We start from the raw sequence: 13,313 nt of genomic DNA on the forward strand, positions 1-13,313 counted from the left end.
AGTCTCATTTAGTTAAAATATTGATTATGAGCTCGATCGAAAGGAGGGAAGGGCTTGCTATTAATAGAATCAATCAAATTGAGCTCTACTCGAGAATTTCTAGCCTCTTGCAAAAACGAGTCGTTTTTGCAAGAGAGGCGCGGATTTAAGGAGCTTAGTGATTGCGTCGGATGATAAAGTCGGCCAAATTCACCAAAAATGAGGTGTCGAAAGGAAGCGGTTTTAAAGCTTTAAGAGCCTGATGATAAAAATTGAGAGCGTAGGCTTTGGCTTGCTCCAGTCCAAGCAGCGTTACGTAGGTCGACTTGTCATTCAAAAGATCCGATGCAACAGCACGCCCATGCTTGGCTTCGCTTGAAGTTACATCTAAAATGTCGTCGACAACCTGGAAGGCAAGGCCCACATTTTCACCAAATTCCCTCAAGTGTATGAGTTGAGGCTCAGTCGCATCGGCAAGGATGCCCCCAAATTCGACGGATGCCGTAATCAAGGCGGCCGTTTTGTTGCGATGGAGAAGACGCAGCGTCTCTAAGTCGATTTTTTTTCCTTCGCAAGCGAGATCTAAAACTTGGCCGCCGATCATGCCGTCGCAGCCACTTTGCCGCGATAAAAGGGTGATGAGTTTAACCTTTTTATCTGGAGAAAGGTGTTTATCTGTAGCCAATACTTCGAATGCGTAGGTCAAGAGAAAGTCGCCAGTTAAAACGGCGTGGCCTTCTGTGTATTTGCGATGGACTGTTAGCTTTCCGCGCCGGTAATCGTCATCATCCATGCATGGTAAATCATCGTGAATCAATGAGTAGGTGTGAATCAACTCAAGCGTACAAGCCGGAGACAGGGCTGTTGTTTGATTGCCTCCAAGCATTTGTACAGTAGCTAATGCTAAAATGGGGCGGAGCCTTTTTCCTCCTCCCAAGAGTGCATAGCGCGCGGCTTCAATCAAATGTTGATAAGGGCCATGTCTCAAAGAAACGAGTTGATCGAGGTGCTTTTCAATCGCTTGACCTTGAGACTGTAGGTAATTGGCTATATCGCTCATAGATGAATTCCTGGATTGGTGGCTGAAAGAGAGGCGGACAATTCTTCAGGAGCCTGTGCGTAGGTAGGGGAGCGGCCGAGACTGAAATAATCGAAGCCTTTGCGAGCCATCTCATCGGGATTGTATTGATTGCGTCCATCGAAAAAGGCCTTTCCCTTCATGCCATCCAATAACGATTGGAAATTGAGTAAGCGAAACTGTTTCCACTCGGTCATGAGAATCAGGGCGTCGGCATTCTCGGCAGCTTCTAGTTCTGTTTGGCACCAGGTGATAGAGTCTGGGGCGCCAAGCAGTTGCTGGGCTCTTGGAATGGCGATTGGATCATATAGTCTAAGGCAAACTCCTTCGGCTAAAAGATCTTGGATGAGAGTTAATGAAGAGGCTTCACGCATATCATCCGTATCGGGTTTAAAAGAGAGTCCCAAGATGCCAAATGTTTTACCTTTTAGTCCTCCTTTAGAACTAAAATAAGCCTTTACCTTTTGCCCAATGACTCTCTTTTGTTTCTGATTGACGTCATGAACAGCGCTCAAGAGTGTCAGAGGATAGTCGGCTTGTTGAGCTTGCGCCACAAGGGCTTTGACGTCTTTTGGCAAGCAAGAGCCTCCATAACCTGGGCCTGGATATAAAAATTTATTGCCGATTCTTTCGTCCGATCCAATCGCCTTGCGAATCCAATTGATATTAGCTCCCAGCCTTTCGCATAAGCCTGACATTTCATTCATGAAAGAGATGCGCGTGGCGAGCATGGCATTCGCCGCATATTTTGCAAGTTCGGCAGAAAGAATGTCCATGATGAGTAATCTTTCATGATTAAGCATGAAAGGTGCATAGAGATCGCGCATGATAGCTGCAGCGCGCGGAGTATCGGTTCCTACAATGATGCGGTCGGGCTTCATAAAATCTTGAACCGCATTCCCTTCTTTTAGAAATTCGGGATTGGATACAACATCAAACTCAACGTCGACATTCCGCTCTGTTAAGCTCTCTTGGATAAGCGAAGCAACTTGGTGGGTTGTTCCAACCGGGACAGTAGATTTGGAGACGATGACACAATAGTGATTCAGAAATTGCCCGAGGCTTTTTGCAACTCGTTGAACTTGAGTGGTATCTGCTCCTCCTTCAGGAGTGGTGGGGGTATCGACTGCGATAAAACAGATAGTCGCTGGGGGAACTGCGGAAGCGTAGTCAGTTGTAAAAGTTAAGCGATTGGCTTTGATATTGCGCTTAACCATTTCTTCAAGGCCTGGTTCGTAAATGGGGATGAGCCCTTTTTTAAGATTCTCAATTTTTTCTTTATTGATATCTAAGCAAGTAACGCGATAACCCATTTCGGCAAAGCAGGTTGCGGTGACCAGGCCAACGTAGCCTACGCCAATAATAAGAAGATTCATAAAAACACCTTTACTCTCACATGAAGCAACTATCATAGCGCATTGCCGCTTTTGGTGCATTGGGTATATAAGCAAAAGTGAATGAAAAGAGGGACTTGGAAAGCAAAAAAAGAAAAAAGGGGGGATTCTTACATAGAAGCCCGATCAGGTAATTCTGATCGGGCTAAATTCAAGATTGCAAGCCCTTACTTCATGGCGATCAAAGCTTCGACAGCCTTAGGAGGGGGTCTTAATCGCGCACATTTTTTATCGACTAGAAGGCTAACCATACGTCCTGGGTGGATGGCCTTAAGCCGCTCTTTCTTGCTGTAGGGCAAATCGAGCACTTCTTCGTTGCCGAGACGTATAATGAGATTAATTTCCTGAGGAGTGTAGCCATTATTCTTAAGCAGCTGTTTAAGATCTTTCTCTGCTTTTTTTGTGATCTCTCGATCTTTTTTGAAGTGGCGTATACCCTGTAAATAATCTTTAACTTCACTAGGAAGAGCAGTGCCATTGGCATTTAATTTAGCCAAAACCTCTTTTGGGAAATAATCATTTCCTAGTTTTGCCTGAATGTCTCTTGTAAGCCGCTTGTTCAGTTCGATCATTGAAACAAGAGTTGCCTTACTTGCAAATTCAGAGCATATTTGGTCATCGTGCAGTGGAGCTCCTTCGAAGAACTTGCCGTGGATTTGATTAAAATCTCTTTCAAATTCCTTTTCATGCCCTTTTATGCCTTCTTTGCCAAGAAGTTTGAATAAAAGGGGATGATCGGCAAAGCCTGCTGCTAATCTTCTTTCTTGGTTGTTGCCCACGTTTGCAAATTGTGTTGCGCCTTTTGTGTGAAGCTCTTGTTCTATCGATTGATATAATTCATTAACGGTTGTCTTCCAATTCTCTCCGTAGACCTCTTTTAAGACATCTTGCATGGAAGCTGGAACAAGTGGAACCACGTCTAGTTCCCAAACATCAGAAATGCAAAGCTGATAAAGGCTGATTTTATCCTGCTCTAAATTTCCGTAGATGTGAGAAATTTGAACTTCATCATTTTTCCGATAAAGTTTGGCACCGTGGGTAAAGCCATTGGCAGCAAACATGGTCATGCGTTCTTCAAAAGAAATAGGAGTGCCCATCCAGGTGCTTTTTTTGTTACCAACATAAGCCAATAAATCTCCATCTTTATAATGAGCATTTATGCTTGGCCTGATAAGGTCATCGATTTCTTTTAAGAGGGCTTGGGACTTCTGGGCAAGTTCTTTCAAATCCTGTAATTTAGGATCTACCTCGATTAATCCTAACGCATCCAGTTGAGCGAGAAAGCTTTTTTTATCTTCATCATCAGATTCATTTAGGCGTGCCACACGGCTGATTATTCCCAACTCTTTCAAACTTAAACGCTCTGCTGGGGTGATGGATTCGGGATTTTCCCGATATTTTGCAATAAGAGTTTCAGCTTTAGAATGCAGCTGCTTGATGGCAGCTTCTTCTTTGGCTATTTTTTTTGTTTTAGATAAATATGTCGTTAGGAATTCAATGGATTGACTGGTGATTCCTCCTGGAATAAATTTTTCTACTTTCTTTGCGTCATCAACCACAAATTTTTTGGCAATCCAGCGGATGAAAGGCGGTATGAAGCTTAAAAATTGCTCGACATCCTCACGATCGTCGTTTGAAGAAAAGCGCTTCAAGGCTTCAAAAATAGAATCATCTTTTTCGAGCCGATTAAGCGCTTCCTTAAGTTCTTGCTTTTCTGATCCTGTGAGTGGCACAGGGGGTTGATGTTTTCCACGCTTCACTTCAACTTTCGTAGCTCTGTTAAATAACTTGGTCAATCGCATTAAATCAGCCTGTTGATCTGCTCTGAAGGGGGATGATTCAGGTGTCGTAATATGATTTAAAACTTCCTCGTCAAACAGCATTTCTTCAACAGTTGGCTCTTGATATGTTTGCGCAGCTTCCTGGATATAGTTTTTTACTTCTTCTGTTTGAATGCGGCTCTCTATTCGGTCTAGCATTTCAATAATTTTTGCATCTTCTGCCATGCTTAAGCTTAAAAGCTTTGCTTTGGCTTGAATGTAGGGTTGGAGGCTTTTTTTGAGCGCTTGATCGAATTTGGGAGCTGGTCCTGTAGCAGCAGGAGTTGCATCGAGCAGCTTCTTAAGAGCTTTTTCCCACATTATAGGATAAAGATCTGCAAGATAGGGATTTTTGGCAAAACTTTGCAGGGCTTCGATTGAAACGTAAGAGTTTAAAAGCCTTTCGTAATGGGCAATAAATACCTCATCCACTTTTTGCAGTTGAGCTTGATATTGCTTTTCTACTTGATTGACAGACTCGTGATTTTCTTTGATTTTTTCAATTCTTTCAAACAAAGCTTTGAGCCCAACTATTTTTTCTTCGATAGGTGGTCTAGCCTCGCGCAGTTTTTTAGCTTCGCGATGGTTATGGATTTGGGAAATTTTTTCATCTAATTCGGCTAGTTTTTTTTCTTCAGTCTTGAGCGCATCTTGTAAGGCATTAATATACAGTGGATTTAGAGTTGTGACATCCACTTTACGGCTTTTGACTGAGATTCTAGCCATTTCAGATAATAGTTTATTCAATAGTTCTCGGTCGCCTTTCTCTTTGGCTACCTTAAGTGCTTCTAAAGAGCTTTTTTTAACTTCCAATTCAGATTTTTCTAAGAGTTTAGCTGTGATAGACTCTTTCGCCTCAGTGGCTCTTCGCCCCTGCACTTTCTTTAAATTCTTGACCTCTTTGTCGATCTGCTTTAAGTTTTTTTCGATGAGCTGAAGAGACTGTGGAATTTGGCTTAGGATTTCTTGAATGGTTGCCTGCCGATCTTCTTCTGATGCGAGCTCTAAAGGTAATTCAAGGGGAGGTAATTGAACCAAGGGGTCAATCGTCTTGCTTCTCTGTAGCTGCAATTCTTCTTTATATTTGGCTTTTAATTCACTTCTTTTATCTCTATACTTTTCTATGTTGCCGTCAATGATCTCTTTATGTTTGCCTTTCATCTCATCACCATGTCTTGCATTTCTCAAATTGGCAATTTGAGGAGTGCTGAAATGGTAATCAAAGACAGCTTTATGTTCCAATTCATTGAAAATAAATTTTTTAATTGTTTCCTTGTCATATAATTTTGATTCATCTTCTGATAAACTCTTCCAAATTTCATCTGTCAGCTGTTCTATTTTTGCATAGCTGCTTCCTTGCATGGTTAAATACTTGACGACCTGGGAAGAGTCTATTTTTTTTCTTTTAAAACTTTTTCTAGAAAACTTTTAATTTGAGGCTGAATTTTTTCGCGGTAAGTGACTTGCTTTTCTTTAAAAAGAGGATCAGCCGTTTTTACTTTTCCGCCCGTTATGGCAGAATGCTGAATGATAAAATCTTGTAGAGCTTCAGGGGATTGCTTCTGATTGAGCTCTGCAATAAAGTCTGCTAAATCGCGTTTAATTGGTTCAGGCATGAGTTCCAATGCTTCTAGATAATGGTTTACATAAGCAGTTTGAACAATAATACCGCGCTCATCTGATTCTGAAGATAGTTTGTCAAGTCGCCCTTTGGCAAAAAGGTTTCCTATAACTCCTTTCCAAATCTCTGCTAAGGCATCCTCTTCTTGAGAGGTGATTGGTACTTCAGCTAGTTCTTTAAGGGGCATATCTAAGGGATTTACCTTCATTAAGCTAGAGTATCCATCTTTAGATAAGCCTTTGGTGGCTATGTGTTTAAGGATTCTTTGCACGTCCAACTGATATAGAGTTTTTTCACTAATAGGCGGCATATTGAGCCGGGCTAATCGGTCATTAATCCGGTGAATCAATTGATCATTGATATAAGAGTTAATCTCGCTCTCTGAGTAATGCTCAAAAATACTTGGATGTTTGGTTCGAATCTCTTGTTTGATCTGATTTAACAAGTCTTGATTGTTGATATATAAATTCTTCAAATCGGTCATTCCTAAAGAACGGTCAATCTCTTTTCCAATTAATCGATTTGTGAGAGGACGGACAAAGCCATAAAATGAGAAAAAAGTTTGGAAAAACGTTGCAGCTCGCTGAAGAACCGATTTGGGTTCGGGCTTTGAAAAGGAATTTGTAAAAGTGGTATGAGTCTGAATTAAAGGGTAAGAAGGGGCTTTTGGGGCATCTTTTAAAGAGGTAATATTTAATCGCTTGACGATATCAATTAGCAACGAGGCCTCTTTTTTTACCTTAGAATCAAGATTGTCAAAATTGTATTCCACATCCTTATCTTTCATTCGGACTATAATGCGAAATTCCCCATTGGATTTCATGACGAATTTCAAATCTTGTATATCTTCTTTTGGTAACTGAGAGCGAATAGAATGTGCAATGCTTAAAATCTTATGTCGGATAGTAATTTCTTGTTTGCGATCGATTTCTTTAGAGTATTTAATTTGTTCTTGCTTGTTATTGTTTTCGAATAATCGGATGTTTAATATGTTGACATTATTCATATTATCCTCCTGAATATATTAAATCTTGATATAATGATTTTCAAATATTATTATAGCATTAAACAGATAAAAATGTATTTGTTTATTGATTTTTTATTGTGATTGTTTTTTAGTGAGATATAAAAGAAAATAATAATTAGGAGACAAGGAATAGAGGTAGTTTTAAATAGTAGTGCTCGATCGGATCGATTGATCGAGCATTACTTTAGAGAAGTAAAGGAAGGTAAGCTAGCATGGCATGCCGGGTCATTAGTCGTAGCAATAAACTTTGCGTTCACAGCAATTTTCATCGGGTCTTTTTAGACCAACATTGACGTAGATGGCGACACGGTTATCATTTTCTCTGTGCTGGAAAGACAGGCGTAGATGCCAGGCTGTTTGAATCGTTGTGAGTAGGTCGATTTCGTATTCCAAATAGCTTGGCTCTCTTTTTCGATTCCAGCCTTGGCGCGAAGAGAATTCGCAAGCCCAATTGGGATGGAAGCGATAGAAAAAGTGAAGTAAGAGGGTATCTCGGCGATCAGACAAAGCTGAATGGAGCAGACTTTCTTCGCTTCGAAAATTATCTAGGAAAAAATTATCCGGATCTACCTTGCGCCAGCTATAGGCACTGCGATGGCGATATTCGGCTGCAACTGCGAAGTCAGCACTCAAAGTCCATTCAGAACGGAAATTAAAGTGATCCAATTGTCCATGCTCGAAGTCCCAGGCAGTTCGGATGGTGTGGCGGATTGTTTGTAGGGAGGAGAAAACGAATTTACCGTACAATTTGGGGAAGGTTCGGTGCATGGTCGGGGAGTCGAAGAATGCGTGTGTATAAATATCTGCATAAAAGAGGCGCGAAATGCAGTTACCATGCTTGGAAAAGAGGGAGTTCCTCATACCAAAGGTCAGTTGATTGAGATGCGTCCAGCCATCGGTGATATCAAAAATATAGTGCTCGTGTGGAGACGAGGTGGGAGAAGAGTAATAATGATAAGAGGTATAAGGATTGATCACATGTTTGAAAGTGCCATAATAGCGATACAGTTGCGTCTCAATATTGCAGCCAGCTAATCCAAGACTTAGCCATTGCGAGTCGCGATTGGGACTGCTGCCATAAAAAATACCGATAAAGCCTGTCTCCGGTGTAATGGTTACAGGCCCATAAACGAAGGGACGGTAGAGAGTTGGCCTGTATTCGAATCTAGTGGAGGAATAGTCGTGAACATTGACTAAGTGTTTGGAATACTTAAAATCCAAGTAAGAGACATTAGCCCAATTTTCGAAAATGATGCCAGTTTTTGGGTATTCAAGAGGTTTAAAACTAATGGCAAAGGTTGGAAGTTCTTGCTTGACTGTTTGAAAGCTATTGACCCGTAAGCGAGTGTAGAAGTTTCCAATCCAATTCTCTTCTTGACGCCGTATCAAAAGCTGAGTCCGTTCGGAAGGATCGAAGTCAAAATCCCGGTCGTAGTAGCTGCTCGGCATATCGCGGTCGCTAATCTTGTCATAAGTCAATAAAACGCTGACTTTATCGTGATCCAAAAGCGTTTTAAACATTCCTTCGAAACGATAGCGAACTTTTTCGTCTGGGTCTAAGAGCGACGAATCGCGGGCAAGGTAGTTAATGCTTTGAAGTTCAGTCTTGTGATCTGCGGAACGGTAGCGCGTCTCAATCCCACCTCCTGGGCCACGCGTTAAGCGGTAGTCAAAGCGGATAAAGGTTTTCCAGCGTTCCCATGAAAAGACTTCATAAGTTAAGCCTAGGCGAGGACCCTGCTTGCCTCCCCAGCGAAAGCGGTAGCGGATGGGAGAATCAAAGATGGAGTCGAGATTAGCAGCCAAAGAAGGAACCCAGAGAATGGGGTAATTTTGTAGACGGAGCTGCACCTGTTGAGCCTTTATGTAGTGCTCTTCCTCCACATGCACACGGCCGGCGTAGAGCCCCCATTCAGGCTGATCTTTTTCCGATGTCGTTAAGTATCCATTGTAAATAAGATAGCTTCCATCAGAGCGCAGTTCAATTTTCTCTCCTCCGAAAAACCATGGCTCGACAGATGTGCGTCCATCATAAATAATCCCTTCTTTCTTTTGGAAATCGTAAAAAAGTTTTTTTCCAATAAAAAGGTACTCGCCGAATTCGACAATCAGTTGATCCTCGGCTTCGATAGTCAAGACAGGCACAGCATCAATCACTTTGCGCGTGTAGCGAATGTGCAGGGCTTGAATGCGCATATGGGGCGCTGTGATAACGCCTCCTTTATCACTAGAAAGGACTCCATCTTCGTATAAGGGCTCTCTTAAATCGACAGTAACCCCTTCTGTAAAGCCTTCTTGAACGAGTTTGGCGATCTCTTGGGCCATGCAAGGAAAAATAGAAGCAATGCTTAAGATAAGGAGAAAAACGGTCGAGAACGAGCGCGAAAGATAAGATCTATACATATTGATTGATAGGTTGTGGGAGACGATAGAGAAAGAGTATAGCTGGAAAACGATTAACTCTAAAGATGAGAAATACTTTTAATGATAAAAGTAAGGCAAAATGAGTCGCAATTCCTAAAGTACATTCTCTGGGGCTGCATTCACTTATCCATCTCAAAATGATTTACATCAAGTTATTAGTCAGAAAGAAGAGATTTGGCCAGGAGGGACAAATGAGACTTGAAAAGCTCTCTTTCGATAGGGAAGCTATTTTTGAAAGAGGGCGCGCCCAGTTTGCTGGGGAGTTTGTGATGATATTGAAAAAATCATCTGCTTAAAATAAGATCTTTGACCTGGCTTTTTATCTGTTCATTTACTAGGGCGTGTCCTCAAATTGACTAATGGCCTAGATTTAGTCTAGAATCATGACAGTGTCTCGATAAAATTCAATGAGCGCATCCACGTCTTGCTCGGTTATGAGGCGAATAGTTTGAGACTCTTTTTTTTCTTTCCCTTCGACTTCTAGGATTTTACGTTCATTGATTAAATAATTTTTAAATTCTTCGCCTGTTATATTTTCATCCTCTTTTAAGGTGTGATTGCGCTTTTTGATCTCTCTCAAAACTCTCAATTCTTCTTCAAAAATTTTATTGAAAGGGCTTTCTCTTGTATAGTCGGGTAGTATATTAACATCGACAGTTTTATTATTCATTATAGGGTTATTGTTCGCATACTCTTGTAAATGGCGCGCACGTGCTTCAAAACAAATGTTTGAATCATCAAAGGCTTCATTAAAAAAGGCTTCGAGCGTTCCCTTTTTTTTGTGATAGGCATACTGCTCTTCTACTATTTTGAGTGTATATTCAATGGTTTGAATAAGAGATTGGGCAGAGTTTGCACCTGGGTGACAAGAGAGTCCGCTTATTTCCTGCATGAACTGGTTAGGATTATTTGCTTCAAGGAGGCGTTGATTCATCTCCTTTTGATAATCTTTGATTTTTGAAAAACTCTGCAATGTAAGAGAGACATATTCATATTTACTTAATCCTTCAGGACTTAAACCAATTTTTTGAGCAAATAATTTCCAAAAACTTGATGGCTGCCATTCATTTTTAAGCGCCTTATTAACAAAATTCCGAACACTATTAATCGGAAAAAATAAAAACGTTTTATTTAATATTAAATGAGGTCGAGCGGTATTTTCATCACTTCCCAAAGATGTCTTGTAGTTATCAACGGATGAGATTAATTCTTTGAAACTAACAGGAGGGGAGGCAGCGGCTTCACTAAGGGAAATGTCTGTAACTGGAATGGTTTCGAAGCTTTTGAGCAGTAAAGGGGGTAACTCATCGCCTAGAGGAGGTGGATTCTCTAAATCTGTAGCCATCATATCGCCTAAAGCTAACTCAAATAAGACTCCCTCTTGCTTCAATTGACCCGTTGTGAGCACTTGTGAATAATGACCTTGCTTAGTCTCTTTTTCTTCGGTTGTCGGGTTATGGGGATGGGAAGATTCTTCTGTTTGTGTTTGTTCAACTTGATCGGGTTGAGGATGATTCTGAAATATATCACCAGGTTTCCAGGCTGAATAATCACCGTATAACATATAAAACTCCATGTTAATTAAAAATGGCTTTTATTAGTTATCTATATGGATTATAACATGTGCTTGTTTTATTGGAAAATATATTAAAAGTATTATTATACGTCATGCGTTTATTGCGTAGCGCGCAAGAGGAGGCCTGCCAATGCATACTTGTTTTTGGCGTGTCCGTTAGCGATGGCGTCGAGCAAGGATTCGATTCCTTGGGCATCTTGATTGATGGCAAAAGCCTCAAAGGCCTTGATGAGAAGTTGGGATGCTTCTTCTGGGGTTAGGTTGTAGTGGTTTTTATTCAGATCCCATGGACTGAAATCGCCTGCTTGGAAACGGATGAATTCTGTTTTGTTTTGAGTCTTCACCCATTGTCTGAGTTGTTCACCGTAAGGACCCGGTTCTTGTAGCCGATAGAGGGCCAGGTTGCAGTAATGGCGAACAAGAGGGGCACCTAATTGTTGTTGGTGTGCTTTTAAGCAGGCAATGGCGTCCGTTGTTCCCATGTCTTCTAAGAGAGTCGCTGTCAAAGGAACCAAGTCATTTTGCTGGGCATTAAAGATTTGATGGGCAAGCGCGAGGAAAGAGGCTTCCGACAACTCCCGGATGGTTTCGACGATCGATTCTTTCAGCTCTAAATGAGATTGATAGGCATTCATATCGTCTTGCATTGTTTGGCTTGCAGAGGGAACGACCTTCCAAACTTTAAGTGTTTTACCAGGGGATTTATGGGGAATAAAGGCTAAATCCTTTTTATTGCGGAGCAATATTTCCTTAAGGCGACTAAAGCTGACGGGGTTTTTCAAGCGTAAAAGGGCTAGGATGGCATTGATGCGTACTTGGGTGTCCGAATGAGTTACAAAATTCTCTAACGTGGCCGATTTTTCAGGAATTTCGCTAAGAGCACTTAAGGCAAATAAATTTCCCTTTAATGCCTCTTGTTCGATGGCATTGGGGGCATTCTCATCACCTAGGCGGTAAAGGGCTAATTGGGCGGCTAAGGCAACTGTTGGATAGGTGGATTGAGCTAACTTTTGCAGTTTTACTTGCGATTGTGCGTCGTGAAAGAGCCCAAGCGCATAGGCACCGGCTTCTTGTTGGCTATGGTTGACTTCAAAGGCTTGTTGCCGGATTTGCGGAAGAAGATCGTCTCTTTTGTATTTGGCAACATTGAGGATGACAGCCAAGCGAACCTCTTCTGAAGAGTGATGAAGAAGCTTGCGCAAAATGCGAATGGCTTGAGGTGTTCCGGCAGAGGCTAAAAGAGGGGGATAGATAGAAGCTAAAGCCTTGGGGGACTTGTACATGAACGATTCTGTTTGATTGACAGCCTCTGGGTGCTTTTTTAAACAAAGCTGCTTGGCGGCTTCTAAACGGACAAGTAATTGGTTCGATCCCATTGCACGCAGCATGGCTTGGTCTGCGCGGTCATTTTGAATCTTTGCCAAAGCACTCAAAGCGATGAGTTGGATCTGTGGGTAGCGATTTTTTAATCCATCTTCTAGAATGTAGTAAGCGTCTTCGTGAGCAGATGCCCCGGCGCCAAAAAGCGATAGAAGCTGGATTTCAGGATCACTTTGCCGATAGCCATAATCTAAAATCCCAAGGCCTATTCGATGCAGCAATTCGTAGTCGTGCTGTCCACTCATTTGAGCGCAGGCATTGTAAAGCGCTATGGCTTGAGAATGATCGCCTTGTTGGATGAGAAATAAAATACGCCCTTCTGATGCGAGAGTACACTCGTTTGCGCAGAGGGGCATTCTTATCAGCCAGCCCAATATGACACACAAACTAAACAAGCACTTATTCACAAAGATGGCCTTTTGGTAAGTCTTTTAGATGCTGCCATAGATCGATTCCGGCTTCTTGCAAGGCTTGTCGAAGGGCATTGACCGGCAATCCCATCACATTGTAGTAACAGCCTTCAATGCGATTGACAATCAGGCTTCCAGCGCCTTGAATCATATAGCCACCCGCTTTATCGGCGCAATGGAGAGAGTCTTGATAATAGTGGATTTGTTGGTCGGAAAGAGAGTTGAATAGGACGTGGGTGTCCTGTACCACATGGATCTCTTTATCCTGGTAGCAAAGAGTAATGCCTGTAAAGACAGTGTGCCAATGGCCGGCTAATTCACGCAAGTTCTGAAAGGCCTCTTCTTTATTGCGCGGTTTGCCAAAAATTTTGCCATCTTTGTAAACAATAGTATCGGCGGTGACAATGATCTCTTGTGGAAAGCGACTTTTAAGTGAGTTCGCTTTACCGGCAGATAAAATAGTCACGTAAAGGCGAGGGTCACCATCAAAAGGAACGGAGTCTTCGTCAAATGAAGGACTAACTTGCTCGAAAGGGAGTGAGAAAAAATTTAAAATCTCTCTTCTTCTGGGGGATTGCGATCCTAAAATCAATTTCATGTGTCC

The 13,313-nt window shown here is 41.8% G+C and carries 8 protein-coding genes; all 8 read right to left on the reverse strand.

The features are described from left to right. Positions 1–154: 154 nt before the first annotated feature. The 8 genes from PNK_RS04640 to PNK_RS04675 all read right to left on the reverse strand — a co-directional run bounded on the left by PNK_RS04640 (position 155) and on the right by PNK_RS04675 (position 13,307). Entirely contained in the window at positions 155–1,039 is an 885-nt protein-coding gene (locus tag PNK_RS04640) for a polyprenyl synthetase family protein (protein ID WP_051981936.1), read from the reverse strand. After that, positions 1,036–2,433 (reverse strand): UDP-glucose dehydrogenase family protein, encoded by a 1,398-nt coding sequence (locus tag PNK_RS04645; protein WP_059060593.1) that lies wholly within the window; start codon positions 2,431–2,433, stop codon positions 1,036–1,038. Before PNK_RS04645 ends, PNK_RS04640 begins: the two co-directional genes overlap by 4 nt. A 185-nt stretch (positions 2,434–2,618) precedes the next feature. Then, the gene (locus tag PNK_RS04650) at positions 2,619–5,633 is read right to left on the reverse strand and encodes a hypothetical protein (protein WP_059060595.1); all 3,015 of its coding nucleotides are present in this window, start codon (positions 5,631–5,633) and stop codon (positions 2,619–2,621) included. A gap of 29 nt (positions 5,634–5,662) precedes the next feature. Beyond that, a complete protein-coding gene (locus PNK_RS04655; RefSeq protein WP_059060597.1) occupies positions 5,663–6,898 on the reverse strand; it encodes a hypothetical protein in 1,236 nt (411 codons plus the stop codon). Positions 6,899–7,147: 249 nt separating this feature from the next. Further along, positions 7,148–9,322, reverse strand: a complete 2,175-nt coding sequence (locus PNK_RS04660) for an LPS-assembly protein LptD (protein ID WP_059060598.1) — start codon at positions 9,320–9,322, stop codon at positions 7,148–7,150. 391 nt (positions 9,323–9,713) lie between these two features. After that, positions 9,714–10,907 (reverse strand): hypothetical protein, encoded by a 1,194-nt coding sequence (locus PNK_RS04665; protein WP_059060600.1) that lies wholly within the window; start codon positions 10,905–10,907, stop codon positions 9,714–9,716. Between the two features lie 110 nt (positions 10,908–11,017). Next, the gene (locus PNK_RS04670) at positions 11,018–12,655 is read right to left on the reverse strand and encodes a HEAT repeat domain-containing protein (protein WP_059060602.1); all 1,638 of its coding nucleotides are present in this window, start codon (positions 12,653–12,655) and stop codon (positions 11,018–11,020) included. A gap of 43 nt (positions 12,656–12,698) precedes the next feature. Then, positions 12,699–13,307, reverse strand: coding sequence for a Maf family protein (locus PNK_RS04675; RefSeq protein WP_059060604.1), 609 nt, complete (start codon positions 13,305–13,307; stop codon positions 12,699–12,701). Positions 13,308–13,313 lie beyond the last annotated feature (6 nt).

The organism is Candidatus Protochlamydia naegleriophila (assembly GCF_001499655.1).
GTDB classification, from domain to species: Bacteria; Chlamydiota; Chlamydiia; order Chlamydiales; family Parachlamydiaceae; genus Protochlamydia; species Protochlamydia naegleriophila.